The sequence below is a fragment of the Micromonospora sp. NPDC047521 genome (assembly GCF_055587305.1).
In genome coordinates, this window is sequence record NZ_JBVJGN010000016.1 from 37,171 (window position 1) to 61,527 (window position 24,357).

A 24,357-nucleotide genomic window follows, 5' to 3' on the forward strand; every position below is an offset into this window, starting at 1 on the left:
GTGGTCATCCTTCGCGTCCCCGGCTGAGGCTCAACGCCAGACGGGACGCCTTCGGCAGGTCCAGTGGGAGGATCCGGACCGGCGGACGGGGAGGTGGGTCGGCCGGGACGGGAGTGTCGTGATGCGGGCGGCGCGGCGCCGGGAGGGTGGCCCGGGCCGGGCCCGCCTGCGCGCGTACCGGAGTCGGGCCGCCGGCCGGAGCGGGCCGGCGCGGCGACACCACCTGGCAGGCGGCCATCGCCGCGCCGGTCGCGGCGGTCAACTGCGAATCGGGCTGCACCTCCACGGGCACCGCGAGAGCCGCACCGACCAGCTCGGCGACGAGCGGGATGCGGGCGGAGCCGCCGGCCAACAGGACGGCGTCGAGCTGCGCGGGCGTCCGGTCGGCGCCGTGCACCGTCCGCAGCAGGAGGTCGACGGTGGCCTGCACCGTCGGGCGGATCATCTCTTCGAACTGCGCCCGGGTCACCGGAATCCGCGCCGGGCCGCCCGGCAGGCTCACCACCACGTCGGCCGTCAGGTCGACGGTCAGCTCGCGCTTGACCCGCGCGCACTCCGCCCGCAGGCCGCGCAGGGCGGCCTGGGTGCCCCGGCGCGCGCCGGCCGCCAACTCCCGGGCCAGCACCGTACGCACGTGCGTGGCAAGTGCCTCGTCGAAGTCGGCGCCGCCGATCGGGTCGAGACCCTGCGGGGTGCCGAAACCCTCGTACGTGCCGCGCGGGGTACGCCGCACCAGCGCCGCCTCGAAGCTGTTGCCGCCCAGCGCGTAGACCGCTGCCGTCGTACCGGCGAACCCGCGGGCCGCGTGGCTCTCCGCCACCGTCACCGTGCGGGGCAGCAGCGTGACGTGACGCAGGCCCAGGTCGGACAACGCCCGGTGCAGCAGATCCCGCCGGTACGGGCGCCAACCGGCCGGGTGACTGAGAACGATCGCCTCGGCCGGTGCCCCCTCCAGGGCGTGGACCCGATCCACCACCCACCCGGCCAGCTCCGCGGTGAGCGTCTGCGGCGCGCACGCCTCGCCGCCGAGCAGCAGGGGCACGTCGTCGCCGATCCGGCGGACGAAGTCCCGGGTGGTGCGGCTGCCGTCGTCGGTCGGCGGTTCCCCGACGCGCAGCGAGCCGTCCTCCGACAGGTACAGCACCGACGGTACGAGAGGCGAGTCGGCGCCGAGCCCGACGGGTTCCGGGCGCGTCCAGGTCGTGCCGTTACGCCGTGCGACGGCGGCGGCCGTGTTGGTGCTTCCGATGTCGATCCCCAGGACGTACCGCATCCGTCTCTTCTCTCCCCGTGAGGTGGCCGGTCGGTGGGCGCTCGCGCCGACGACCACCCCCGGCGAACCCCCGTGGGCTCCTACGTTCGTACCAGAGATCGCTCCCTGGTCGGGACCCTAATCTGGCCGGGACGGTTTCCCCCTGTCCCCCTAACGTACGAAGCGGTGGAGCCCCTAGTTCAGGGGGATCGGATGCGGGCCGAGCCCCGATGTCCGGAGGTGCCCCCGGTCGTAGCGTTCCTGTCGACGCAAGACGGTCGCTGACGCCACATCCGAGGAGAACCGGCACATGGACTCGCAACAGACCCTCCACGACTTCGTGCTCGACCTGCTGACCAACCCCGACGCGCGGTCGGCGTTCGACCTCGACCCGGAGGGCGCGCTGCACGCCGCGGGGCTCAGCGACATCACCGCCGCCGACGTGCAGGACGTCGTCCCGCTCGTGGTCGACTACGCGCCGGGTCAGGGCCTCGCGCCGCTCGCCCCGGTCGCCGGTCAGCTCGGCCTGGACCCGCTGGTGACCGACACCACCGACGTGGTCGGTCAGTTGCAGAGCGTGGCGCAGCAGATCAGCATCACCAGCTCGCCCAGCGGCCTGGACGTCAAGGCGGGCGTGCTGGGCGCCATCGCTGTCGACCCGAGCACCGTCGCGGCGGGGGTCACGGTGCTGCCGGGGATCGGCCTGGGCGTCGGCCCGAGCGGTCTGGACACCGACCTGACCGGCGTGAACGACGTGGCGCACACCCTCGACGCCGACGTGGTGCAGCCGGTCGACGGCATCGTCGACCCGGTCCTCGGCGATGTCACGGGCACCGTCGGCAACACCGGCGGTCTGCTGGACACCGGCGACCACGGCCTGCTCGGCGGCGACCTGTCCGGCGGCGTCCTGTCCGGCACCCAGGGTCACCTCGGTGGTGTGGTCGGCTCGCTGGGTGTCGGCGACACCCTCGGCGGGCTGGGCCTGGGCGACGGCGGCGGCGCCGTCGGCGGCGTTCTCCCGCCCCTTGACGTTCCGTCCACTGTGGGCGGTGTGACGCACCAGGTGGAGGGTCTCCTCCCCGGCGTCACCGGCACTGTCGGTGACGTGACCGGCGGTGTCACCGACGGTGTGCTCGGCGACACGCACGACGGGGGGCCCGCCTCGTCGGACCACGGTCTGCTGGGCATCACCGGGGGCCTGCTCTGACGGGGTGTTCCACCTGGAGCGGGAGGCCGGACCGTCTCGGGCGGTCCGGCCTTCTCCAGTTCCCCAACCGGTCCCTCTTGATAATTGAGCCGAAATCCGCACACTTGGTGCGGTGATGGCGGGGATCTGGTTGGACGTTCTGGACGAGATCGCCCGTACGTGCAGCGCGCACGGGCGAGACGACCTGCTCGAAACGGTGCGGCAGAAGCGTGCCCAACTGCTGGACCCGAAACTGCGCGTCCTGGTCATCGGTGAGCCCAACCAGGGCAAGAGCCAGCTGATCAACGCGATCATCAACGCGCCCGCCTGCCCGGTCGGCGACGGGCGTACCACAGTCCTGCCGACAGTGGTGCAGCACGCCGAGGCCGCGTACGCCGCGGTGGCCCAGGGGCCACCTGCGGGTCGCGGCGCCGGTGGCGCCGCCGTCATCGCCGTGGAGCGGACCCCGGTGGCGCTCGACCAGGTCGCGGCGGGTGTGGCAGGCACCGTCGGGCGCCGGTCCGGAGGCGGTCCGGCGTACGTCGAGATCGGGGTGCCCCGCGCGCTGCTCGGCGCGGGACTGGTGCTTGTGGACACTCCGGGCGCCGACGAGGTCGCCGCCGTCGGCGGAGCGGGCCCGGTCGCCTCGCCCGGTCGCGCGGACACGGTGCTGCTGGTCTCCGACTCGACCCGGGAGCTCTCGGTCACCGAACTGGACATGCTGCTGCACGTCATGCGCTCGCACCCGAACGTGGTGGTGGTGCAGAGCAAGACGGATCTTGTCGCGGACTGGCGAGCGGTGGCCGAGCGCAACCGCCAGCACCTGGCCGACGCCGGCATCCCCGCGCCGGTGATCCCGGTCTCGGCGACGCTGCGGCTGCGTGCGGCCACCGCCGACGACCGAAATCTGAACGCCGAGTCCGGCTTCCCCACGCTCATCGCGCGGCTGCGCCGGGACATGTCCGGCAAGGCCGACCAGTTGGCCCGTGGCGCGGTGCAGGCGGTGGCCCGGACGGTGGTGGAGCAGTTGGCGGCGCCGCTACGCGCCGAGCTGTCGACCCAGGAGGCCGAGGAGCAGTCCGGGCCGATCTCCCGCCTGCACGCGGCGCAGCGTGAGGTCGACGAGCTGCGCCGCTGCTCCACGCGCTGGCAGAACACCCTGAACGACGAGGTCGCGGACCTGCTCTCCGACATCGAGTACGACCTGCGCGACCGGACCCGGCAGATCCTGCGCGCGGTGGACGACGCGTTCGACACGGCCGATCCGCTGGTCGCCTGGGACACCTTCCAGGACTGGCTGGAGCGCAGCCTGGTGGAGGCGGCGGAGGCGAACCACGAGTGGCTGATCCAGCGCTGCGACTGGATCGCCCGTCGGGTGGCCGCCAACTTCGCCAGGTACGGCTACGACGTGCTGCCGCCGTGGTCGATGACGGTGCCTGACGACATCGGCGACCGGCTGCCGGAGCTGGAGCGGCCCAGGATCGACCGGTTCACCACGGGGCAGAAACTGTTCACCGGCATGAAGGGCTCGTACGGCGGGATGCTGATGTTCGGTCTGGCGACGACGCTTGCCGGAATGCCGATGATCAACCCGGTCTCGGTGGGGATCGGCGCGCTGTTCGGCGGCAAGAGCATCCGCGACGAGAGCAAGCAGTTGCTGCGTCGTCGGCAGGCGACGGTGAAGACGGCCATCCAGCGGCACGTGGACGACGTTTTCGTCCGCGTCATCAGGGACTGCCGCGACGCCGTACGCCAGGTGCAGCGGATGCTGCGGGATCACTTCACAGGGCTCACCGAGGAGCTTCAGGAGGCCATCGTGCAGTCGTTCCGCAGCGCCAAGCAGGAGGCCGACACCGACGCCGCCCAGCGTGAGCAGCGCCTGCGCGAGATCCGGTTGAGGATGACCCGGTTGGCAGCCGTATACGAGCAGGCCCAGCAACTCAGCGGCGCCCGTGCCACCCCTGGGCTGTTGGAGCCTCGGGCGTGACCGTCGGCGTACGCCTGGACGAGGCGGCGTGGGGGTTGCTGCACCAGGCGCTCGACCTCTACCGGGCCAGTCCGCGGGCGGTCGGGCAGTTGCGGCACCAGGTGGCCCGGCTGGAGGAGCCGCTGCGGATCGCGGTCGCCGGCCCGTGGCGTTCGGGCAAGTCGACTGTGCTGAACGCGCTGATGGGTGAGGAGGTCGCGCCTGTCGAGGGAGCCGACGGCGCCTTCACCTGGTACGAGGACGCCCCCGCGCCGCGCGCCACCGCCTACCCGGCCGGTCAGCCCCCGCAGGAGTTGACCGTGGTCAAGTCGGCGACCGGGATGCGTGTGGATCTGGGCTGGGGCGCGGGGGAGGTGCGTGACGTCGTGGTGCGGTGGCCGACGCGGGCGCTGCGGCAGATCACGTTGATCGACACCCCGGCGCTGAGCGGCGCCGGTGAGCGGGGCCACGTGTCGGTGATGGACCGGGTGCTGCGCGACGCGGACGCGGTGCTGTTCCTGACCCGCGACGGTCGCGACAGTGATCTGCGGGTGCTGGAGTCCGGCCGGGAGAGCGCCGTCGGCCAAGCCGCCCCGGTGAACGTGATCATGGTGTTGTCCCGGGCGGACGAGACCGGCGGTGGCCGGATCGACGGGCTGCTCACCGCCCGCCAGTTGGCGCGACGGCACTACCGCGATCCCCGGGTGGGCGCGCTGGCCGTGAACGTGGTGGCGTGCAGCGGGTTGATCGGACTGGCCGGCCGGATGCTCGGCGAGTCGGACTTCGCGGCCCTCGCGACGCTGGCCGGGGTCCCCCGCGCGGAGTTGGACACCCACCTGCTCTCCGCCGACCGCTTCCTCCGTGGCGACCTGCCGGTACGCGTGGACGCGGACCTGCGGACGGCCCTGCTGGACCGTTTCGGTCTCTTCGGGATCCGGTTGGCGACCACCCTGGTCCGCTCCGGGTTCGACACGCGGGTGAAGCTCTCCGCCGAACTCATCCGCCGCAGCGGCCTCACCGAGCTGCGCGAGGCGGTGACCCGCTGCTTCATCGACCGCCGCGACACGCTCAAGGCGCGGTCGGCGCTGGCCGCCGTGGAGGCGCTGCTCCGGGCCGAGCCGGTCCGGGGCTCCGCCGAGCTGGTCGCCACGATCGAGCAGATCCTCGCCGGCGCCCACGAGTTCCGGGAGTTGCGCCTGCTGGTGGCGCTGCGGCACACCCGGCTCGGGTTCGACGCGGAGCTGGCCGCGGAGGCGCAGCGGCTGATCGGTGGCGACGGGGTGGGGCTCGCCGCCCGTCTCGGTGTCGAGCACGAGGCGACCGTGCAGCGGCTCTGGGAGGTGGCCGCCGACGCGCAGTGGCGGTGGCGGGACCGGGCGGAGGACCCGGCGCTGCCGCTGGCCCAGCGCCGTGGCGCGGAGGTGGTCGTGCGCAGCTGCGAGGGGATGCTCGCGGAGCTGGCCGCCGGTGGGCGCTGAGGTGCGCTGACGGGTGGAATTCGTCACTGTGGGTGGCCGCATTTATACCCCCGGGGGTATCGTTCGGCGCAGGAGGTGGCGAGCGTGAAGCTTCGACCCGAGATGACAGGCGAGGCGCTGACCCGGCTCAAGCGAGCCCGTGGGCAGCTGAACGCGGTGATCGAGATGATGGAGGAGGGTCAGGACTGCCGGGAGGCGCTGACCCAGCTCGCCGCCGTGTCGAAGGCCATCGACCGGGCCGGCTACAAGATCATCGCTTCGGGGATGCGGCACTGCGCCAACGCGCGCGATCGGGGCGATCAGCCCGAGATGACCGAAGAGGAGCTGGAGAAGCTGTTCCTCGCCCTGGCGTGAGCCGCCGGGTCTGAGGAGCCTTCTGGCGGGTGACCGCCTGTCCGCGCCGCGTGATCCCGGTGTGGGCGGGTAGGCGTCGTGCACCCGCAGACGTCTGCCTTCCCTATACCCCCGGGGGTATTCGAGCCTGAAGAAGGAGTACGCACATGACAGTCCAGGTGTCCGTCATCGCGACCTCGTCACTCGGTGACCGCAGCTACCTGGCCACCGACGGCCAGCGGGCCGTGGTCGTCGACCCGCAGCGCGACGTCGACCGGGTGCTGGCGCTGGCCGGCAGGCTCGGGGTACGCGTCACGCACGTGCTCGAGACGCACCTGCACAACGACTACGTCTCCGGCGGGCTTGACCTCGCCCGGCTCACCGGCGCCGAGTACCTGGTGTGCGCCGACGACGAGGTGGCCTTCGACCGCCGGCCGGTGGCCGACGGGGACGTCGTCACTGTGTCCGAGACGCTGCGGATCCGCGTCGCCTCCACACCCGGACACACCTTCCACCACCTGTCGTACGTCCTCGACGACGCCACCGACGGCGGGTGGTCACCGGTCGGCGTGTTCACCGGAGGGTCGCTGCTGTTCGGCACCACCGGCCGCACCGACCTGCTCGGCCAGCAGCACGCCCACACCCTCGCCCACCACCAGTACGCATCCGCCCGGCGCCTGGCCGACCTGCTGCCCGACGGCGCGCAGGTCTGGCCCACCCACGGCTTCGGAAGCTTCTGCTCCGCCAGCCAGGCCGATGCCCCCGAGTCGACGATCGGTCGGGAAAAGCAGGCCAACCCGGTGCTGCGGCTCGCCGCCGACGAATTCGTCACCGACACCCTCGCCGGACTCGACGCCTACCCGGCGTACTACGCCCACATGGGCGTCGCCAACGCGGCCGGCCCGGCGCCTGTCGACCTCAGCCCCGTGGCGCGCGCCGACGCCGCCGAGCTGCGGCAGCGGATCGACGCGGGGGAGTGGGTGGTCGACCTGCGGCACCGCAGGGCGTACGCCGCGTCGCACCTCGCCGGAACCGTCAGCCTGGGCCTCGACGGACCGATGTCGACCTGGCTCGGCTGGCTGATCGACTGGGGAGTCCCGGTCACCCTGCTCGCCGAGACACCCGAGCAGGTCGCCGACGCCCAGCGCGAGCTCGTCCGGATCGGCATCGACAGACCCGCCGCGCGCGCCACAGGCGCACCGGACGAGTGGGCCACCGGCCGGGACGAGATGCGTGAGCTGACAGTCGCCGACTTCGACGTGCTGGCCGCCGCCCAGACCGGGAACACCCCGGCCGGGCTGCCCGACCCGCAGGTCGTCCTCGACGTGCGGATGACGAACGAGTGGAGGGCGGGCCACGTGGCCGACGCCGTCCACATCCCGCTGCCCGACCTGCCCGGACGTATGGCCGAGGTGCCCGCCGGGACGGTCTGGGTGCACTGCGGCTCCGGATACCGGGCCGCGGCCGCCGCGTCCCTGCTGGCCAACGCCGGACGCGACGTCGTCCTGATCGACGACATGTTCGGCCGGGCCGAGCAGGCCGGCGTCGCCATGACCACGAATTCCTGAACCGAACGAGGAGACATGAACCCGTCCCACCCGCACAGCCTCGACGCGACCGCCCTGCGCGACCTTCTCGACTCGGGCAGTGCGCCCCGGGTGCTTGACGTGCGTACGCCTGCGGAGTTCGAGTCCGCGCACATCCCCGGCTCCTACAACGTCCCCCTCGACCTGCTCCGGGAGCACCGTGACGAGCTGCGCCGGCACCTCGACGAGGACGTGGTGCTGGTCTGCCGCTCCGGGGCCCGGGCCGCTCAGGCCGGACAGGCACTCGCCCAGGCCGGTCTGCCGAACCTGAAGGTCCTCACCGGCGGCATCCTCGCCTGGCAGGCCACGAACGCGCCCGTCAACCTGGGTCGGGCCCGCTGGGACCTGGAACGTCAGGTACGCCTCGTCGCCGGCTCCATCGTGCTGCTCAGCGTCCTCGCGTCGGTGGTGCTGCCGGGCGCCAAGTGGGTGGCCGCGTTCGTCGGCGCCGGCCTGACCTTCGCCGCGATCAGTAACACCTGCGCGATGGGCATGCTGCTGAGCAAGCTGCCCTACAACAGGGGTGCGCGCTGCGACCTGGACACCGTCGTCGATCACCTGCGCGACCGGAGTCCGGCCGCGAGCAGGTCGTGACCTCTCTGGTCCTGACCCTCGCGCTGGCCGTGGTCATCGGCGTCAGTCTGGGCCTGCTCGGCGGCGGCGGATCCATCCTCGCCGTGCCGCTGCTGATCTACGTCACCGGCCTGCCGGTCGACGAGGCCATCGCCACCTCGCTGTTCGTCGTCGGCGTCACGAGCGCGGTGGCCCTGGTGCCGTACGCCTGGGCCCGGCGGGTCCGTTGGCGTACCGGCCTGCTCCTCGGTCTGGCGGGGATGGCCGGCGCGTACGGGGGTGGGCGCCTCGCGGCGGTCGTTCCGGGCACGGTGCTGGTGGTCCTGTTCGCGCTGATGATGCTCGCCACCGCCGTGGGCATGATCCGTGGTCGCCGCGCCGGTGACGGCGACGGCGCCGGACGAGGGCTGGCGCCGTCGCGGGCAGTCGCCGTCGGCGCGGCGGTCGGGGTCGTCGCCGGTCTCGTCGGCGCGGGCGGCGGGTTCCTCGTCGTGCCCGCGCTGACTCTGCTCGGCGGTCTGCCGATGGCCGTGGCGGTCGGCACCTCCCTGGCGGTCATCGCGATGCAGAGCCTGGCCGGGTTCGCCGGTCACCTCGCCGCCGTGGCGGTCGACTGGACGCTCACCGCCGCGCTCACCGCCGCAGCGGTCGCCGGCAGCCTCGTGGGGAGCCGGCTCTCCCGCCGGGTCCCGGAGCGTCGCCTGCGTCCGGCTTTCGGCTGGTTCGTCCTGGCGGTGGGCGTTCTCGTCCTGGGCCAGCAGGTGACCGCCCTGGCAGCGTAGGACGCTCAGGATCGCGCGAGCGCGCCGGTCTCCCGGTGGTTGACGTGGGCGACGGCGTCGTCGCGGCTGTCGAAGACCGGAAACAGGCCGTCCAGGCGCATGGTGTGCAGGACGGTCCGGATGAACCGGGACGGCGCGGCGAGACAGAGCGTGGCACCACGGTCGCGGGCGTCGCGGTGGGCGCGGACGAGCAGACCGAGCCCCGTCGAGTCGATGACGTGGACCTGACTCAGATCGACGACCACGTGCCCGCCCATCTCCGCCGCGTGCCGCAGGGCGGCACGGAGGGTGTCACAGGTGTCCAGGTCGAGATCCCCGGTGGCGGCGACGACAGTGACGTCGTCGAGGTGGTCGATGCCGAGGATCCCACCCGGGCCGTGATCGTCGCAGGGCGCGTACCCGCCACCTGCCGGCGGGAGCAGGCTGCAGTGGGGGCACCGGTGCGGTCCGGTGGCGAACGCCGAGCCACTCCAGCCCTGCTCCGACACGAGCGTCCAGACGACCTCGGCGTCCGGCAGCACACACGCGGTGGCGGTGACGCTGTCGCCACACGTGTCGCAGATCAGTGTCATCAGGTGGTCGTCCGGGACGACTGTCATCCTGCTGGTCCTTCCTACCTTCGGGTCCGGGCGGGCGGTGTGGTCGATCGGTGCCGGCCCGACGTCACCACGACGAGCACCACTGCGACGCCGGCGGCGCAGACCTGGGCGAGCGCCTCGCCGAAGCTGAGACGGCCGGCGTCACCCGCGAGCCGGACGGTGAGGCTGCCGAGCAGCGCGGCCACGACGCCGACGGCGGCGGTGACCCACCGCGGAACGGGTTGCCGGCCCGGAATCACCAGCCGGCCGAGCGCACCCACGGCGAGGCCGACGGCCAGCGCGCTGAGCAGAGCGCCGACGGTCACGGCTCGCCCCGGTCGACGGTGTCCGCCGTAGGGCGCGCGCCGACGGTCACGGTCGCCCGGCCGTACGCGCCTCTCGGCCGGGCCCGGGTCGGCGCGCGCGGGGGCGTACCCGCCGCCGGCCGGGGCTGCGGTCGCTCGGTGACGATCGACAGGACCCGGTCCAGGTGGGTGATCTGCAGGATGCGCCGGATGCGCGGGTTGGGGTTGGCGAGAGTGAGGACGGCGTCGGCGCGGCTCAACCGCCGGTGCAGGTCGAGGAGCAGCCCTACGGCGGCGGCGTCGATGTGCCGGCACGCGGACAGGTCGACCACGACCTGCCCGGGGCGCAGGGCCAGCAGCCTGTCGAAGACCATGCCGGCCTCCGGCAGGCAGGCCAGGTCCAACTCGGTGACCGAGACCTCGACAAACGGCAGGGTGCACCGCGCGGATGTCAGTGGCCCGGTCATCTGTCGTACCCCCTCGCCTCGCGCACCTCGGCTCAGCCACCACCGTGCCGCGCGGGCTTGGCGGTCTCCGCGCGGATCCATGACAGTTGCGTGACAAATCCGCCGTCCGACGGTCACGGTTGGCCGCTCGGGGGACGGCCGGTAATGATTTCCGGCATGACGGCCGTACTGCTGATCGAGGACGACGACCGCATCCGCCGGGCGCTGCTGCTCGCTCTCGAGGACGAGGGGTACGACGTCCTCGGCGCCGCCACCGCCGAGGAGGGCCTGCGCGTCCAGCGCCGCGACCGGGCCGACTACGTGCTGGTGGACCTGATGCTGCCCGGCCTCGACGGCTTCGAGTGCATCCGGCAGCTGCGGCGCGACGACGACGTCCCGATCGTTGTGGTCAGCGCCCGTGACGACACCCACGACATCGTCGCCGCACTGGAGGCGGGCGCGGACGACTACGTCGTCAAGCCGGTGGCGATCAAGGAGCTGACGGCCCGGCTGCGCGCGCTGCGTCGCCGCGCCCGCACCGTCGCCGCGCCTGACGTCGTCCCGGTCCTCGCGTTCGGCGAGCTGGAGATCAGCCCCGTCGCGGGGGAGGTACGCCGGGTCGGCCAGCCGGTCCCGGTCACCCGCACCGAGTTCCGGTTGCTGTGCGAGCTGGCCGAACACGCCGGTCGGGTGCTGTCCCGCCAGCAGTTGCTGCAACGGGTCTGGGGTTACGACAGCGGCGACGAGCGCCTCGTCGACGTGCACGTCGGCCGGCTGCGGCAGAAGATCGAACCGGATCCGGCGAACCCGCGGCACCTGGTCACCCTGCGGGGCCTGGGCTACAAGTTGCAGCGATGAGACGCCTCGGACTGCGGACCCGGGTCACCGCCGCGTTCGCCGTCGGCGCGCTCCTGCTCGCCGCGTCGATGGCCCTGGTCTCCTACGAGCTGACCCGCCGGAGCCTGATGGACGAGCGGGAACGCACCGCGCTGCGCGCCGCCTACTTCGACGCCGCCGTCGTACGGGCCGGGCTCGACACCGACACTCCCGACGTGGTGGAGGTGCTCCGTTCGCTGGACACCGGCGGCAGCCGGCGGCCGGTGCTGCACCTCAACGGCGAGTGGTACGCGCGCGCCGCCGACCCGGGCACCACCGCCGCGATACCCGCCGACCTGCGCCGGATCGTCACCGCCGGCGATCCGGCGGTGCAACGCGTCCGCATCGACGGCCAGCCGGCCCTGGTGGTGGGGGTGCCGCTGTCCGCGACGGCAACCTACTTCGAGGTCAACTCGCTGCGGGAGCTGGAGCAGACGTTCCAGGTCCTCGCGTTGGCGCTGACCACAGTCGCGATCATGGTCGCCGGGTCCGGCGCGGCGCTCGGCTGGTACGCCACCCGGCACGGGCTGCGCCCGCTCACGGCGGTCGCCGACGCCGCCGAGAAGATCGCCGCCGGTGACTTCACGGCCCGCCTCGACCCCGCCACCGACCCCGACCTGACCCGCCTCTCCTCGTCGTTCAACCAGATGGTCGACCAGTTGGCGCACCGCATCGAGCGGGACCGCCGCTTCGCCGCCGACGTCAGTCACGAACTGCGGTCGCCCCTGCAGACCCTCGCGGCGGCGGCAAGCGTCCTGGCCCGCCGCCGGGACCACCAGGACGAGCGCACGGCCGTCGCCGCCGGGCTCGTCGCCGACGAGATCGACAGATTCCAACAGCTCGTGAACGACCTGATCGACCTGGCCCGCAGCGACCAGCCGGCGCACCGCGCCCCGGTCGACGTCACGACGCTGGCCCGGGACGCCTGCCAGGCCCACGACCTGCCGGCCGGCCTCGTCCGACTCGCACCGGAGACGGCGCAGGTGTGGCACGTGGAGCGTCGCCGCATCGCGCAGATCCTGGCCAACCTGCTGGACAACGCCGTCACCCACGGTGGCGGCGCCGCAGCCGTGCGGCTGGACCGGGACGGCGACGCCGGGGTGATCGAGGTGGACGACGAGGGCCCCGGCGTACCTGTCGAGGACCGTACGGCGATCTTCGGTCGCTTCGTACGCGGACGTGCCGCCCACACGCGCGGCGCGGGCGACGGCACCGGGCTCGGGCTCGCGCTCGTCGCCCAGCACGCGGCGGCCCACGGCGGGCACGTCAGCGTCACCGACCGCCCCGGCGGAGGCGCCCGCTTCCGCGTCACGCTGCCGGGGAGCCTGTCGTGACCGGCCGCCGGCTCACCGCGTTGGCGCTCGTCGCGCTGCTGTCGGGCTGCGGTGTGCCCACCGACGCCGCGCCCCGGACGGTCCAGCCTCCGCCGGGTCCGTTCCCCGCCCCCGTCCCCACCGACGCGACAGTCCCGGCGGGGCGGTTCGACGAGACGGTCTGCCTCGTGCGCGACAACCACATCGTCCCGGTTCTGCGGCGGGTCCACCGCCCGTCCGGGGTCGACGAGCAACTCCGGCACCTGCTGGCCGGACCCACAGCTGGCGAACGCGACGACGACCTGGCCAGCGCCCTGCCGGGTGCCGTCAACGCCGCCGGGGTGAGGGTGACAGGTACGCAGGCCCACGTCGTCGTGGACGAACCCGGCACCGACGCCGGACGCAGTGACGAGGTCCTCGCCTTCGGGCAGATCGTCTGCACCCTGACCGGGCGCGACGACGTCACGACAGTGGTGTTCCTGCGCGACGGCCGGCCGCTCGGTGTGCCCCGGGCCGACGGTTCCCTGTCGACCAGGCCGCTCACCCGCGCCGACTACGCGCCGCTGATCAGCGCTTCCTAGCGGCGCAACTCGGCGAGCAGCTTCTCCACCCGGGTGCGGATCTCGTCGCGGATCGGGCGTACCGACTCCACGCCCCTACCGGCGGGGTCGTCGAGCTTCCAGTCCTCGTAGCGCTTGCCGGGGAAGACCGGGCAGGCGTCGCCGCAGCCCATCGTCACGATGACGTCGGAGGACTCCGCGGTCGCGTACTCCAGGAGTCTCGGGCTCTGGTCGGTGATGTCGATGCCGACCTCCCGCATGGCCTGCACGGCGGCGGGGTTGACGGTCTCGGCCGGCGCGGAGCCGGCCGAGCGGACCTCGACGGTGTCGCCGGCGAGGTGGCGCAGCCAGCCGGCGGCCATCTGGGAACGGCCGGCGTTGTGGACGCAGACGAACAGGACGCTTGGCTTGTCGCTCATGGTGGCGCCTCTCGATCAGGGGGTCGTGAAGAAGCGGCGGCGCGCCCACAGCGAGACGTAGACGAGTCCGACCAGGACGGGCACCTCGATCAGCGGACCGACCACCCCGGCGAGGGCCTGACCGGAGGCGACGCCGAAGGTGCCGATCGCGACCGCGATGGCGAGTTCGAAGTTGTTGCCGGCCGCCGTGAAGGCCAGGGTGGTGGTGCGTTCGTAGCCGAGGCCGATGGCCCGGCCGAGAGCGTACGAGCCGGCCCACATGAGCGTGAAGTACACGAGCAGCGGTACGGCGATGCGCGCGACGTCGAGGGGTCGGCTGGTGACGGCGTCACCCTGGAGGGCGAACAGGATCACGATGGTGAACAGCAGTCCGTACAGGGCGGCGGGGCCGATCCTGGGCAGGAAGCGCGACTCGTACCAGGTGCGGCCCTTGGCCCGTTCGCCGAGGCGGCGGGTGAGGTAGCCGGCCAGCAGTGGGATGCCGAGGAAGACGAGCACGTTGCCGGCGATGCCCCAGGGCGAGACGGTCAGCTCGGCGCCGGGCAGCCCCAGCCAGTCGGGCAGGACGGACAGGTAGAACCAGCCGAGCAGGCCGAAGGCGAGGACCTGGAACACCGAGTTGAGTGCGACCAGGACGGCGGCGGCTTCCCGGTCGCCGCAGGCGAGGTCGTTCCAGATGATCACCATGGCGATGCAGCGGGCCAGACCGACGATGATCAGGCCGGTCCGGTACGCGGGCTGGTCGGCCAGGAAGATCCAGGCCAGGGTGAACATCACGGCGGGACCGACGAGCCAGTTGAGGACCAGCGAGGAGATCAACAGTCGGCGGTCGCCCGTGACGGTGTCGAGCCGGTCGTAGCGGACCTTCGCCAGCACCGGATACATCATGATCAGCAGGCCGATCGCGATCGGCAGCGAGATGCCGCCGATCGTCACCGAGTCGAGCGCGCGGTCGAGGCCGGGAACGAGGCGACCGAGGAGCAGCCCGCCGACCATGGCCAGGCCGATCCAGACCGGCAGCAGCCGGTCGAGTCGGGAGAGGCGCCGGACAACCGCGCTGTCGGCGCTGGCGGCCCGGGGAATCGACGCGGTGCTCATCGGCCCCCCGGGACCGTGAGCAGGGCGGCGAGCTGGCGCAGGATCGCCGGGCGGGCGCGGTAGTAGACCCAGGTGCCCCGGCGCTCGGCGTCGACGAGCCCCGCCGCGCGCAGGGTCCGCAGGTGGTGCGAGATGGTGGGGCCGGTGAGGTCGAAGGCGGGGGTCAGGTCGCAGACGCAGATCTCCCCGCCCTCGGCGGAGGCGATCATCGACATCAGCTGAAGGCGGACCGGGTCGCCGAGGGCCTTGAACGCGGGGGAGAGCGCGGCGGCGGCCTCGGTCGGCAGGCGCCGTTCGGTGAGGGACGGGCAGCAGGACACGCCGATGACCGCTTGTTTCGACATGTATCTAGCTTGACAGTCATCTAATCAACGTGCAACTGTCTGTTTCGACAGACGTCGAGACAGCGTCTCGGGAAGTCCCCCAGAACGGAGCCTCGCCGATGGCCGACCTCACCGTACGTCCGATGAACGTCCGCGACGCCGACCGCGTCCTTGCCATCTACCAGGCCGGACTCGACGGTGGTGACGCGAGTTTCGAGGTCGTGGCACCGACCTGGGCGGCCTTCGACGCCAGCCGCCTACCCGCGCACCGATTCGTGGCTGTCGACGGCGAGACCATCCTCGGCTGGGTCGCCGTCTCGCCGACGTCGACCCGTGAGGTCTACGCCGGAGTGGTCGAGCACTCCGTCTACGTCGACCCGGCAGCCCGCGGACGCGGAGTCGGCCGGCTGCTGCTCGACACCCTGATCACCTCGACCGAAGCCGCGGGCATCTGGACGATCCAGTCCGGGATCTTCCCGGAGAACGCCGCCAGCCTCGCCCTGCACCAACGGGCCGGGTTCCGCGTCATCGGGGTCCGCGAGCGGGTCGGCCGCCACCATGACCGCTGGCGCGACGTCGTCCTGCTGGAGCGGCGCAGCCCCACCATCACCTGACAAGGAGTCACCCTATGAACGCCCTGGACAGCCTTCCCGTCGTGGTCGTCGGCGCCGGTCCGACCGGTCTGGCCGCCGCCGCCCACCTGCACGAACGCGGTCTGCCCTTCATCGTCCTGGAGGCCGGCGACACCCCCGGCGCCGCCGTACGGCAGTGGGGGCACGTGCGGGTCTTCTCACCCTGGCGCTACAACGTCGACCCGGCCGCCCGCCGACTCCTCGACGAGACCGGTTGGTTCGCCCCCGACCCGGAGGCCCTGCCCACCGGCGCGGAGCTGGTCGGCGACTACCTCCAACCGCTCGCCGAGCTGCCCCAGCTCAAGCCGCACGTCCGCTACGGTGCCCGGGTCGGGGCGATCAGCCGCCTCGGCCTGGACCGGCTGCGCACCGCCGGACGCGACCGCACGCCGTTCCTGGTCCGTCTCACCGACGGCACCGAGCTGCTGGCCCGCGCCGTCATCGACGCCTCCGGCACCTGGGACACCCCGAACGTCCTCGGCGCGTCCGGCCTGCCCGCCCGGGGTGAGGCCGACGTCGCCGCGTACCTCGAGCACGCGCTGCCGGACGTCCTCGGCGCCGACCGGGACCGCTTCGCCGGCCGGCACACCCTCGTCGTCGGCGCCGGCCACTCCGCGGCGAACACCCTGCTGTCCCTGGCGGAGCTGGCCGCCGCCACGCCCGGTACCGAGGTGACCTGGGCGATCCGCACCACCTCGCCCGCGCGGACGTACGGCGGCGGGGACGCCGACGCCCTGCCGGCGCGCGGGGCCCTCGGGTCGCGCCTGCGCCAGCATGTCGACGCCGGTCGGATCCGCCTGCTCACCGGTTTCTCGGTGCACGCCCTCACCCCTGCCGACGGCCGGGTGGCCGTTGTGGTGCGGCACGCCGACGGTGGCGAGGAGGCGGTGACCGTCGACCGTATCGTCGCCGCCACAGGCTTTCGCCCCGACCACTCCATCGCCTCGGAACTGCGCCTGGACCTGGACCCGGTCCTGGGCGCCACCCGCGCCCTGGCGCCGCTGATCGACCCGAACGAGCATTCCTGCGGCACGGTTCCTCCGCACGGCGTCGACGAACTCGCCCACCCGGAGAGGGGCTACTACGCGGTCGGCATGAAGTCCTACGGTCGGGCGCCGACGTTCCTCATGGCCACCGGCTACGAGCAGGTCCGCTCCGTCGTCGCGGCCCTCGCCGGGGACTGGGCCGCCGCCCGCGACGTCCAGCTCGACCTGCCCGAGACCGGCGTGTGCAGCAGCAACGCCGCCGACGCGGCGTCCGGCGACGGCTGCTGCGGGCCGGCGGCGGAGCCCGAGCCGGCCGGCCGTGGCCTGGCCACCGGCCTCACCGGTGGCCTGCGGTCCGCGCCGCTCAGGCTCGTCGCGCTCGACGCGGGTCAAAGCGGCGGCTGCTGCGCCAGCTGACGTCCGTCCCGGGCGGCACGGTCACCGTCGGCTGGCGCACGCCACACAGGTACGCGCCGACGGGCGGGCGGCGAGCCGTTCGGCGGGGATGGGGCGGGAGCACCGTTCGCACACGCCGTAGTTGCCCGCGTCGACCCGGCTCAGCGCCACGTCCAGTTCCGCCAGGCGTCGACGTGTCGCGTCCAGGACGGCGCTGAGCTGGGCCCGTTCGAACGCGATCGTGCTGCCCTCGGGGTCGTGCTCGTCGTCGGCGTTCGACGACCGGGACGCCTCGAAGAGGCTCCGCAGGTCGCCCTCCAGCGCGGTGGCCTGGCTGGCCGTCTCGTCTCGCCGCCGGAGCAGGTCCGCACGGATCGCGCTGGATTCGCTGTTCATGGTGGTTCAACGGTACGCCCGGCCTACATGAAGTTGCGGGTGTGCAGGGCGGAGAGCGCGGCCGCCTCGTCGGGTCGGAAACCCAGCCGGACGAGCCGGCGCTGGCGGCCCTGGTCCATCGCCTGTTGCAGTGCCCGCACGTGGCCGAAGCCGGCGGACACGTCATCGGGGCCCCACCCGCCGGCGGCGAGCACCACCAACGCGTCGAACACGTCCGCGTTGAGGCCCGCGGTGTCGACCAACGCGTCGTGGCGACGGTGGATGGCGGCCCGGAGTCGGTCCCGCAGCGACGGGTCGACAGTCGCCTGATGCTCCAGGTGCGCCATGCCGAACACCACGTGCCGTCGCTCGTCCTGCATCGCCAGCCAGCAGATCCGGCGGGTCACCGGGTCCGGAGCGTGCCGCACCAGGAACGCCAGCAGGTCGACGAAGCTGCCCTCGCCGAGCACGGAGAGCAGGAACGAGGCCAGGGCGAAATCGGATTCGGCGACGAGCGTGAAGAGCGACTGCCGGCCGCCCGCCGACGAGGTGCCCAACTCCGCGCCGCGCAGCAGCCCTCGCCGGCTGAACACCTCCATGTGCCGCGCCTCGTCCGCCATCTGCACGGCGAGCAGCTGCATCACCTCCCGGAAGTGCGGGTGGATGCGACCGACGAAACGCGCAGGTACGACCAGAGCCGCCTGCTCGTTCTCGACGAGGTAGGTCATGATCTGCACCACCGCGGCCTCGACATCCGCCGGCAGCGCGAACGTGTCGTCCCACGGCACCGCCGTCTCCGGGTCCCACTGCCGGGCGGCGGCCTGCGCGTACAGCAGGGGGGCGACGTCCGCCCACACCAGATCGCGGTCGTCCAGGTCGAACCGGGCCTCGGGGCCGCCGGCCTCCAACAGTGCGCCACGGGCGCCGAGCCCCCAGCGGGGTGGCGGACGACCGCTGAGCCCCGAGGGCAGTGCCGGCCCCGCCCGCTCCGCGCCGGCCCACCGCTCGTCGTCCGCCGTGCCGCGAACGACGACCGCCACCAGACCGCTCCGGTCGGCCGGGTCCGGCCATTCGATCCGGTGGCCCCGGCTTCGGCACCAGGCCGGCAGGTGTACCCGCAGCGCCGGGTCACGGCCGGAAACCGCGAGTCGGCCGCCGGGTCGCAGCCCGGCCAGGGCGCGCTGCACCAGCAGGTGCGCGCCACCGCCGAAGCCGAGGCCACCCAGGTCGATCTCGACGTCGGCGGTCACGGCCGGTAGTCCGAGGCGGTCACCCGCCCGTCGGCGGCGTAGAACCCGCTCGCGTCGACGGCCGCGGCCAGGGCGGCGTACCCCGTCGTGCGGCCGTCCTCCCAGGCCGTCAGGCCCTCCAGGTCGAGCAGCGGGCGCACCTGCGGATCGGCGTACGACATGCCGCGCAGCAGGGTGCCGAAGAGCCGGACACCGTTGGACGCCGGCTCGCGTACCGTCATGGTGCAGTGGTCGTACGGGTCGGTCTGGGCGACGATCCGGGTGCCTTCGGGGGGCAGCGTGCCCTCCTGGACGAACAGCAGGTGGTTGGCGTCGATCATGCAGGCGGCGTCGACCTCCCCAGCCGCCAGGGCGCGGGCGGCGTCTCGTTCGCCGCCGATGTGGTCGCCGTGCAGCCCCACACCGACGTCGAACCGGCGCACGTCGACCCGGACACCGGCGGCCGTGAGGTGACCGAGCGGGATCAGCGTCGCCTGCGGGCTGTCCACCGCGCCGGTGCCGACCACCCTCCCGGCGAGGTCCTCGACCCGGCGTACCGGCGAGTCGGCGCGCACCACGACGACCGACGTGAGGTCCCGGTCGGTGTCGCGCATCGTGAGCGCGCTTACCGAGCCGCCGCCGGCCGCCGCCAACCGTTCGGCTCGGAGCCAGGCGAGGGGAGAGTTCCAGGCCGCGTCGAGCCGGCCGGCGACCAGGTCCTCGACCTGCCGCTCGTAGTGCGAGTAGAGGACGAAGTCGAAATCCAGGCCGCGCTCGCGCAGCCAGGCGCGAAAGCCCTCCCAGATGGTGACCACCTTGGGGTCGTACGCGACAGCGCCCATCAGGACCGATGGCGCGGGCATCAGCGGTTGGCCTCGTCGAGCAGCGGCAGTCCGGTGGCGACGCGGCCCACGAAGTCGTGCAGGGCGTCGGTGGTAGGTGCCATCACACGGGCCGCTCGAGAGTCGCGGAACCGGCGTTCCAGACCCAGCTCCCTGCGGAACGCGCTGCCACCGCAGAGCCGCATCGCGCCGTCGGTGACGTCCGCGACCGTCTCGCCGGCCAGGGCCTTGACCTGCAACACCCGCAGCGTCGCGTCGTCCCGGCCGGTCTCCAGCGCGGTGAGGGTGTCGGCGAGAAAGGCGCGCAGGGCGTCGGTGCGGATCTTCAGCTGGGCGAAGTCGCGCCGGGCCACGGGCGCGTCGCGAAGGGCCGCGCCGGTGTGCGTGAGTGTGGTGCCGGTGAGGTGCCGCCCGGCCTCGGCGACCGCGCTGTCCGCGAGGCCGAGGCAGAACGCGGAGTTGAGCACCAGGAACCAGGGGAGTACGGCACCGAGCGCGGTGTCGAGGCCGGCGCCGTCGGCGGCCAGCATCGCGTCGGCGGGGACCAGCAGGCCGTCGGCCGTCATCGGTCGGGAGCCGTTGCCGCGCAGGCCGAGCCCGTCGAAGTCCCCGGCCACGCGGAGCCCCGCGCTGTCGGCGGGAACGAGCCACAGCGTCATCGGCCCGGCCCCCGGCGACAGCGCGAGGCTGGACCAGACGTAGCTGTCGGCCTGGCCCGCCGCGGTGACCCAGCTCTTGCGGGCGTCGAGCCGCACGGTGTCCCCACCTGCCGCCGTCGCGGTGCCGGTGGGTGACCAGAAGTGGCTGCGGGAGCCGTACTCGGAGAACGCCAACGTGGTCAGGTGGCCTCCGGCGGCGATGGCCGCGCGGACCTCGCGCGGGCCGTGGGCCTCGACGACGGCGGTCGCCGCGTAGTGCATGAGCACCACCATCGCGGTGGATCCACACTCGGCGGCCAGCCGTTCGATGACGGCGGCGACGGCCCGCATGCCCTGGCCGCCGCCACCGACGTCGGTCGAGGAGGCCAGACCGAGCAGGCCTGCGGCGGCGAGCGCGTCGATGCCCTCGCGGGGAAAGGCGCCGTCCCGGTCGACGGTCTCCGCCCGCGGGCGGATCACCTCGTCGACCACTGTGTCCAGTGGGGTCAGGATGTCGGCGCTGGGTTGGACGTTGTCGACACTGGCCGTCATGGGGATGCCCCTTCAGCCGGACCGGCAGACCGTCATCGAGGTTAACCGATCCCGATGTCACCGGGCGAGAGTGTCGGATCACCGTCTGGAGCTGACGTCCTCGCGGTGTGCTCGGCCGTGCCCGTCCTCACGGTCGATCCGCAGTTCCCGTTCCAACTCGGCGATGACCGCCCGTAGGTCGTCCAGCCGTTGGGTGAGCGCGATGCGGTCCACCTCGTCGGGGACGCCGTCGCCGTCCTCGTCGTAGCCGGGGGCCAGCCGCTCGGTCATCTCCAGCCGGCGTGCCTCCTCCATCGAGTTGACGATGACCGCGATGAGGATGTTGAGGAGCAGGTTGACCGTGATGATCACGTAGCTGACGTAGTAGAGCAGCGTCCACGGCGACATGGCCAGTCCCTGCTCGATGAGGTCGGGCAGGGTCTCCAGCGACAGCAGCACGAACAGCGTCAGCAGCGACCGGCCGATGTCGCCGTACTCGTCGGGATAGCGGTCGCCGAAGATCAGCCAGCCGGCCATCCCGTACACGTAGAGCGTCACCACGGCCAGGGCCAGGAACCCGGTGACGCCCGGCAGGCTGCGCCACAGCGCCGACACGATGGTCCGCAGGCCCGGTGAGAACCGCACCAACCGCACCATCCGGGCGACCCGGACGACGCGCAGCAGCGCCGAGTCACCGTGCAGGCCCGGAACGAAGATGGCCGCGATCACCAGGAAGTCGAAGACGTTCCAGCCGTGCCGGAAGAAATCCTGCGGACGGCGGCCGTAGGCCGCCAGCCGGATGGCGATCTCCAGGACGAAGACCGCGCGGAAGAGCCATTCCAGCCCGTGCAGCGCCGCGTTCGCGGGGATCAGACCGTCGTACGTCTCCAGGCCGAGAACGACGCCGTTGGCGAGGATGGCGACGACGATGACGATCTCGAAGGGTCGCGACCGGGCGAGCCGTGCGCAGGCGTCGGCCAGCGCGGGCCGGCGGTGCGGGGGCATGGCGACCAGCCTAGCCAAGATCAAGCTCGCCCGGCGACCGCGCGACCGCTCAGGAACGGCCCGCCGGGTCCGGAGTCACGGGTGCGGCGAAGAAGTCGACGAGCGGTTCGACGGTCCTCGGGTGTGCGCGGTTGATGGCGTCGTGGCCGCTGCGGGGGATCGTCAGCGCCCGTGCGCGCGGCAGTGCGCGTGCCAATGCCTCGTTCATGTCGACGTAGTAGGGCGGGCCGTCGGCGCCGCAGGCCAGCAGCACCTCCGCGGTCACCCCGGCCCACCGCGTGGCGGGCCCGTCATGCGCCAGGATCAGGGCCGTCTCGTCGAGCGTCATCGGCAGCAGATCGCCCATCATGCGGCCGATCGGGGTCCGCAGGAAAGCGCGGATGATCGCCACCCGGACGGCGAGCGGAAGCCTCGCCGCCGCCATCTGCGGGTTGATTCCGGCGGTCGTGATGGCGAGACCCCTGGCGATGTCGCCATCGCGTGCCGCCGCGCGGGCCTCCTCGAGCCACGCGGAGGGCATGCCGCCGTCGACGGAGATGGCGGCGTCGTAGAGGGCGAGCCTGTCGATCGGCAGGTGACGTGCGCCCTCGAGTGCGATGAACCCGCCGGCGCTGTGGCCGATGACGTTGGTGGCGCCGGTGTGCTCCAGCACCGTGGCGAGGTCGTCGATCTCCTGCTCGAGTGTGTATGGCTCAGATCTGGGCGGCGCGTCGGCCCGTCCCCGCCGGTTGTAGAGGTGCACGGTGAACCGGTCGGCGAGGGCGGCGGTCAGCCGGCGGTAGACGTCGATGGTGACGCCGCCGCCGTGCACGACGACGATCCCCGGGCCGTTGCCCGTGGAGTGCAACGCGAGGGTCTGCCCGTCGCGCGCCCTGATCCGCTCCGTCATCGGCCCGCCTCTCCGTCTCAGCAAACTGCGAACGACGTTTGCAGTTTACAGTGGATCGGTGACCGACGCACCCAGGAAATCCGGCGACCCTGCCGCCGACGGTCGGCAGTCGGTCTGGGCCCGGCCCGAGCGGGGCAGCCGTGGACCGGCGCCGGCCCACAGTCGGGACGCCATCGTCGGGGCGGCCATCGCCCTGGCCGACGCCGAAGGGCTCGCCGCGGTGTCGATGCGTGCCGTCGCCACCGCACTCGGCACCGGTGCGGGATCGCTCTACCGCTACCTGTCGTCCCGTGACGATCTGCTGGACCTGATGACCGACCGCGTCGTGGGGGAGATGCGGCCGTACCCGCAGGATCGGGGCGACTGGCTGGACACGATGATGCTGCTGGCCCGTCGGCAGTTGGCGCTGCACCGCGCCCACCCGTGGCTGCTGGACGTGATCCATCGCGGCTCCGGTGTCGGCCCCGAGGCCCTGGCCTGGTTCGACAACTGCGTCCGGGTCCTGGAGCCGGTGCCCTGTGCCGTCTCGGCCAAGTTCGAGGCGATCGCCATGATGACCGGCGTGGTGACCCTGTTCGCCCGTAGCGAGGCCGCCTCCGGGGCGGTCGGTTTCGCGGGCGTCGACCTCGCGGCGTACCCGTATCTGGTCGCGGCGCTCCGCCAACCCTCCGCGCCGCCGCCCCGGGCGGACCTTTTCGAGCGGACGCTCCGCAGCGTGCTGAGTGGCCTGCTCACCGACCCGGCATGACGTCGGACGGCGACGCGGGGGGCTGTGCCGCCGTGGAGGTCGCTACCTCGGCGTCGCGGCCGGTCAGCTCAGCCCCGCGCGGCCCGGATGGCGTCGCGCAGCGGGGTGCTCGGCCGGCTGATCAGCCGGCTGAGGTCGTCGCTGTCGGTCGCCAGCTCGCCGAGGGCGATCGAGTGGTCGAGCGCGGCGACGAAGCCGGCGGTGCCGGCGTCCAGCCCGACGCTCTGCAGGGTGGCGGCCAGGTCGGTGGCCGACATGTCCCGGTGCACGACAGTGGTGCCGGTGACCTCGGTGACGGCCTCGGCCAGTTCGTCGAAGGTGAACGCCGCGCCGCCCAGTTCGTAGACGACTGTGCCGTCCTCGTCGCGGGTCAGCGCCGCGGCCGCGGCGGCGGCGTAGTCGGCCCGGGTCGCGGCGGAGACCCGGCCGCCGCCGGTAGCTCCGAGGATGGCGCCGCTCTCGAGGTACTGCGGTAGCTGGTCGGTGTAGTTCTCGGTGTACCAGCTGTTGCGCAGCGCCGTGTACGGCAGGCCCGACGCGGCGAGGACCGCCTCGGTCGCCTTGTGCTCGGGTGCCAGGGGGTTCGTGGTCGTGTCGGCCTTCAGGATGCTGGTGTAGACGACGCGCTCGATCCCGGCGAGCCTGGCGGCGTCGATGACGGCGGTGTGCTGGGCGACGCGCTGCCCGGGGGTGTCGCCGGAGATGAGCAGCAGGCGGCGTACGCCGGCCACGGCGCCGGGCAGCGTCGACGGGTCGTCGTAGTCGGCCTGCCGGATCTCGACGCCGCGCGCGGCCAGGTCGGCGGCCTTGTCGGTGTCGCGGACCACGGCGGCGATCTCGGTGGCGGGCAGGCCTGTGTCGAGCAGGCGCTCGATGACCAGGCGGCCCAGCCGGCCGGTGGCGCCGGTGACGGCATAGGTGGGCATGGGAACCTCCGAAGGGGCGGTAATGATCGGTAAGTACTTACGAATCTATAGTACAAGTAGTTGTGTAAGCGTCGGGTAGGCTGGTG

At 72.8% G+C, this 24,357-nt stretch carries 26 protein-coding genes and 1 pseudogene; 13 read left to right on the forward strand and 14 right to left on the reverse strand.

Features of this window, described 5'->3' with window-relative positions:
• Window positions 1-4: 4 nt before the first annotated feature.
• A complete protein-coding gene (locus tag ACZ6N8_RS26995) occupies window positions 5-1,273 on the reverse strand; it encodes an Hsp70 family protein (RefSeq protein WP_466013319.1) in 1,269 nt (422 codons plus the stop codon).
• Between the two features lie 289 nt (window positions 1,274-1,562).
• Here ACZ6N8_RS26995 and ACZ6N8_RS27000 point away from each other — a divergent pair, with 289 nt between their 5' ends.
• From ACZ6N8_RS27000 to ACZ6N8_RS27030, 7 genes and pseudogenes are all read left to right on the forward strand, one after another.
• Complete coding sequence (locus ACZ6N8_RS27000) at window positions 1,563-2,459, forward strand: IniB N-terminal domain-containing protein (RefSeq protein ID WP_466013320.1); 897 nt, start codon at window positions 1,563-1,565, stop codon at window positions 2,457-2,459.
• 115 nt (window positions 2,460-2,574) lie between these two features.
• A complete protein-coding gene (locus ACZ6N8_RS27005; protein ID WP_466013456.1) occupies window positions 2,575-4,425 on the forward strand; it encodes a dynamin family protein in 1,851 nt (616 codons plus the stop codon).
• The gene (locus tag ACZ6N8_RS27010; RefSeq protein WP_466013322.1) at window positions 4,422-5,882 is read left to right on the forward strand and encodes a P-loop NTPase family protein; all 1,461 of its coding nucleotides are present in this window, start codon (window positions 4,422-4,424) and stop codon (window positions 5,880-5,882) included. The genes ACZ6N8_RS27005 and ACZ6N8_RS27010 overlap by 4 nt, the downstream gene beginning before the upstream one ends.
• A gap of 84 nt (window positions 5,883-5,966) precedes the next feature.
• Window positions 5,967-6,236 (forward strand): metal-sensitive transcriptional regulator, encoded by a 270-nt coding sequence (locus tag ACZ6N8_RS27015; RefSeq protein WP_354819092.1) that lies wholly within the window; start codon window positions 5,967-5,969, stop codon window positions 6,234-6,236.
• 146 nt (window positions 6,237-6,382) lie between these two features.
• A complete protein-coding gene (locus tag ACZ6N8_RS27020) occupies window positions 6,383-7,783 on the forward strand; it encodes a rhodanese-like domain-containing protein (protein WP_466013324.1) in 1,401 nt (466 codons plus the stop codon).
• A gap of 15 nt (window positions 7,784-7,798) precedes the next feature.
• A complete protein-coding gene (locus ACZ6N8_RS27025) occupies window positions 7,799-8,395 on the forward strand; it encodes a rhodanese-like domain-containing protein (RefSeq protein ID WP_466013326.1) in 597 nt (198 codons plus the stop codon).
• Window positions 8,392-9,138: pseudogene (locus ACZ6N8_RS27030) on the forward strand (sulfite exporter TauE/SafE family protein); the annotation flags it as partial. The gene ACZ6N8_RS27025 and the pseudogene ACZ6N8_RS27030, both read left to right, overlap by 4 nt.
• 23 nt (window positions 9,139-9,161) lie before the next feature.
• Here ACZ6N8_RS27030 and ACZ6N8_RS27035 read toward each other — a convergent pair.
• From ACZ6N8_RS27035 to ACZ6N8_RS27045, 3 genes are read right to left on the reverse strand one after another with little or no spacing between them, the layout of a single operon-like run.
• Complete coding sequence (locus tag ACZ6N8_RS27035; RefSeq protein ID WP_466013328.1) at window positions 9,162-9,755, reverse strand: STAS domain-containing protein; 594 nt, start codon at window positions 9,753-9,755, stop codon at window positions 9,162-9,164.
• Between the two features lie 14 nt (window positions 9,756-9,769).
• Window positions 9,770-10,060 carry a GlsB/YeaQ/YmgE family stress response membrane protein gene (locus tag ACZ6N8_RS27040; protein WP_466013330.1) on the reverse strand — a complete coding sequence of 97 codons (291 nt, stop codon included), beginning with the start codon at window positions 10,058-10,060 and terminating at the stop codon, window positions 9,770-9,772.
• A complete protein-coding gene (locus ACZ6N8_RS27045; protein ID WP_466013332.1) occupies window positions 10,057-10,506 on the reverse strand; it encodes an STAS domain-containing protein in 450 nt (149 codons plus the stop codon). Before ACZ6N8_RS27045 ends, ACZ6N8_RS27040 begins: the two co-directional genes overlap by 4 nt.
• 156 nt (window positions 10,507-10,662) lie before the next feature.
• Between ACZ6N8_RS27045 and ACZ6N8_RS27050 the strand changes: the two genes are divergently transcribed.
• The 3 genes from ACZ6N8_RS27050 to ACZ6N8_RS27060 are packed head-to-tail and all read left to right on the forward strand — an operon-like array spanning window position 10,663 to window position 13,255.
• A complete protein-coding gene (locus ACZ6N8_RS27050; protein WP_466013334.1) occupies window positions 10,663-11,343 on the forward strand; it encodes a response regulator transcription factor in 681 nt (226 codons plus the stop codon).
• Window positions 11,340-12,695, forward strand: coding sequence for a sensor histidine kinase (locus tag ACZ6N8_RS27055; RefSeq protein WP_466013336.1), 1,356 nt, complete (start codon window positions 11,340-11,342; stop codon window positions 12,693-12,695). The genes ACZ6N8_RS27050 and ACZ6N8_RS27055 overlap by 4 nt, the downstream gene beginning before the upstream one ends.
• Complete coding sequence (locus ACZ6N8_RS27060) at window positions 12,692-13,255, forward strand: GerMN domain-containing protein (RefSeq protein ID WP_466013338.1); 564 nt, start codon at window positions 12,692-12,694, stop codon at window positions 13,253-13,255. Before ACZ6N8_RS27055 ends, ACZ6N8_RS27060 begins: the two co-directional genes overlap by 4 nt.
• On the opposite strand, the gene ACZ6N8_RS27065 is transcribed toward ACZ6N8_RS27060, so the two are convergent.
• From ACZ6N8_RS27065 to ACZ6N8_RS27075, 3 genes are read right to left on the reverse strand one after another with little or no spacing between them, the layout of a single operon-like run.
• On the reverse strand, window positions 13,252-13,653 hold the full coding sequence (locus tag ACZ6N8_RS27065) for an arsenate reductase ArsC (RefSeq protein WP_466013340.1): 402 nt from the start codon (window positions 13,651-13,653) through the stop codon (window positions 13,252-13,254). The genes ACZ6N8_RS27060 and ACZ6N8_RS27065 overlap by 4 nt on opposite strands.
• Window positions 13,654-13,668: 15 nt before the next feature.
• Window positions 13,669-14,751, reverse strand: coding sequence for an ACR3 family arsenite efflux transporter (arsB, locus tag ACZ6N8_RS27070; protein ID WP_466013342.1), 1,083 nt, complete (start codon window positions 14,749-14,751; stop codon window positions 13,669-13,671).
• Complete coding sequence (locus ACZ6N8_RS27075) at window positions 14,748-15,095, reverse strand: ArsR/SmtB family transcription factor (protein WP_466013344.1); 348 nt, start codon at window positions 15,093-15,095, stop codon at window positions 14,748-14,750. Before ACZ6N8_RS27075 ends, arsB begins: the two co-directional genes overlap by 4 nt.
• Window positions 15,096-15,193: 98 nt before the next feature.
• On the opposite strand from ACZ6N8_RS27075, the gene ACZ6N8_RS27080 reads away from it, so the two are divergent.
• Both ACZ6N8_RS27080 and ACZ6N8_RS27085 read left to right on the forward strand, forming a co-directional pair.
• A complete protein-coding gene (locus ACZ6N8_RS27080; RefSeq protein WP_466013346.1) occupies window positions 15,194-15,688 on the forward strand; it encodes a GNAT family N-acetyltransferase in 495 nt (164 codons plus the stop codon).
• 14 nt (window positions 15,689-15,702) lie between these two features.
• Window positions 15,703-17,109, forward strand: a complete 1,407-nt coding sequence (locus tag ACZ6N8_RS27085; protein WP_466013348.1) for an FAD-dependent oxidoreductase — start codon at window positions 15,703-15,705, stop codon at window positions 17,107-17,109.
• Between the two features lie 21 nt (window positions 17,110-17,130).
• On the opposite strand, the gene ACZ6N8_RS27090 is transcribed toward ACZ6N8_RS27085, so the two are convergent.
• The 6 genes from ACZ6N8_RS27090 to ACZ6N8_RS27115 form a co-directional block, all read right to left on the reverse strand.
• Entirely contained in the window at window positions 17,131-17,484 is a 354-nt protein-coding gene (locus tag ACZ6N8_RS27090; protein WP_466013350.1) for a TraR/DksA family transcriptional regulator, read from the reverse strand.
• 23 nt (window positions 17,485-17,507) lie between these two features.
• A complete protein-coding gene (locus ACZ6N8_RS27095) occupies window positions 17,508-18,713 on the reverse strand; it encodes a ferritin-like domain-containing protein (RefSeq protein ID WP_466013352.1) in 1,206 nt (401 codons plus the stop codon).
• Entirely contained in the window at window positions 18,710-19,555 is an 846-nt protein-coding gene (locus tag ACZ6N8_RS27100; RefSeq protein WP_466013354.1) for a phosphate/phosphite/phosphonate ABC transporter substrate-binding protein, read from the reverse strand. The genes ACZ6N8_RS27095 and ACZ6N8_RS27100 overlap by 4 nt, the downstream gene beginning before the upstream one ends.
• Entirely contained in the window at window positions 19,555-20,724 is a 1,170-nt protein-coding gene (locus ACZ6N8_RS27105) for an acyl-CoA dehydrogenase family protein (protein WP_466013356.1), read from the reverse strand. Before ACZ6N8_RS27105 ends, ACZ6N8_RS27100 begins: the two co-directional genes overlap by 1 nt.
• Before the next feature lie 78 nt (window positions 20,725-20,802).
• A complete protein-coding gene (locus tag ACZ6N8_RS27110) occupies window positions 20,803-21,708 on the reverse strand; it encodes an ion transporter (RefSeq protein WP_466013358.1) in 906 nt (301 codons plus the stop codon).
• Between the two features lie 49 nt (window positions 21,709-21,757).
• A complete protein-coding gene (locus ACZ6N8_RS27115) occupies window positions 21,758-22,597 on the reverse strand; it encodes an alpha/beta fold hydrolase (RefSeq protein WP_466013360.1) in 840 nt (279 codons plus the stop codon).
• A 58-nt stretch (window positions 22,598-22,655) separates the two neighbouring features.
• Here ACZ6N8_RS27115 and ACZ6N8_RS27120 point away from each other — a divergent pair, with 58 nt between their 5' ends.
• Window positions 22,656-23,345 (forward strand): TetR/AcrR family transcriptional regulator, encoded by a 690-nt coding sequence (locus ACZ6N8_RS27120; protein ID WP_466013362.1) that lies wholly within the window; start codon window positions 22,656-22,658, stop codon window positions 23,343-23,345.
• A 68-nt stretch (window positions 23,346-23,413) separates the two neighbouring features.
• On the opposite strand, the gene ACZ6N8_RS27125 is transcribed toward ACZ6N8_RS27120, so the two are convergent.
• On the reverse strand, window positions 23,414-24,271 hold the full coding sequence (locus ACZ6N8_RS27125) for an NAD(P)H-binding protein (protein WP_466013364.1): 858 nt from the start codon (window positions 24,269-24,271) through the stop codon (window positions 23,414-23,416).
• Between the last annotated feature and the right edge of the window lie 86 nt (window positions 24,272-24,357).

Coding starts and splice junctions, on each gene's coding strand:
- ACZ6N8_RS27000 (WP_466013320.1), top strand. CDS start 1,563: ATGGACTCGCAACAGACCCTCCACGACTTCGTGCTCGACCTGCTGACC.
- ACZ6N8_RS26995 (WP_466013319.1), bottom strand. CDS start 1,273: ATGCGGTACGTCCTGGGGATCGACATCGGAAGCACCAACACGGCCGCC.
- ACZ6N8_RS27025 (WP_466013326.1), top strand. CDS start 7,799: ATGAACCCGTCCCACCCGCACAGCCTCGACGCGACCGCCCTGCGCGAC.
- ACZ6N8_RS27020 (WP_466013324.1), top strand. CDS start 6,383: ATGACAGTCCAGGTGTCCGTCATCGCGACCTCGTCACTCGGTGACCGC.
- ACZ6N8_RS27100 (WP_466013354.1), bottom strand. CDS start 19,555: ATGCCCGCGCCATCGGTCCTGATGGGCGCTGTCGCGTACGACCCCAAG.
- ACZ6N8_RS27090 (WP_466013350.1), bottom strand. CDS start 17,484: ATGAACAGCGAATCCAGCGCGATCCGTGCGGACCTGCTCCGGCGGCGA.
- ACZ6N8_RS27125 (WP_466013364.1), bottom strand. CDS start 24,271: ATGCCCACCTATGCCGTCACCGGCGCCACCGGCCGGCTGGGCCGCCTG.
- ACZ6N8_RS27115 (WP_466013360.1), bottom strand. CDS start 22,597: ATGACGGAGCGGATCAGGGCGCGCGACGGGCAGACCCTCGCGTTGCAC.
- ACZ6N8_RS27045 (WP_466013332.1), bottom strand. CDS start 10,506: ATGACCGGGCCACTGACATCCGCGCGGTGCACCCTGCCGTTTGTCGAG.
- arsB (WP_466013342.1), bottom strand. CDS start 14,751: ATGAGCACCGCGTCGATTCCCCGGGCCGCCAGCGCCGACAGCGCGGTT.
- ACZ6N8_RS27050 (WP_466013334.1), top strand. CDS start 10,663: ATGACGGCCGTACTGCTGATCGAGGACGACGACCGCATCCGCCGGGCG.
- ACZ6N8_RS27065 (WP_466013340.1), bottom strand. CDS start 13,653: ATGAGCGACAAGCCAAGCGTCCTGTTCGTCTGCGTCCACAACGCCGGC.
- ACZ6N8_RS27080 (WP_466013346.1), top strand. CDS start 15,194: ATGGCCGACCTCACCGTACGTCCGATGAACGTCCGCGACGCCGACCGC.
- ACZ6N8_RS27085 (WP_466013348.1), top strand. CDS start 15,703: ATGAACGCCCTGGACAGCCTTCCCGTCGTGGTCGTCGGCGCCGGTCCG.
- ACZ6N8_RS27075 (WP_466013344.1), bottom strand. CDS start 15,095: ATGTCGAAACAAGCGGTCATCGGCGTGTCCTGCTGCCCGTCCCTCACC.
- ACZ6N8_RS27055 (WP_466013336.1), top strand. CDS start 11,340: ATGAGACGCCTCGGACTGCGGACCCGGGTCACCGCCGCGTTCGCCGTC.
- ACZ6N8_RS27005 (WP_466013456.1), top strand. CDS start 2,575: ATGGCGGGGATCTGGTTGGACGTTCTGGACGAGATCGCCCGTACGTGC.
- ACZ6N8_RS27110 (WP_466013358.1), bottom strand. CDS start 21,708: ATGCCCCCGCACCGCCGGCCCGCGCTGGCCGACGCCTGCGCACGGCTC.
- ACZ6N8_RS27035 (WP_466013328.1), bottom strand. CDS start 9,755: ATGACAGTCGTCCCGGACGACCACCTGATGACACTGATCTGCGACACG.
- ACZ6N8_RS27105 (WP_466013356.1), bottom strand. CDS start 20,724: ATGACGGCCAGTGTCGACAACGTCCAACCCAGCGCCGACATCCTGACC.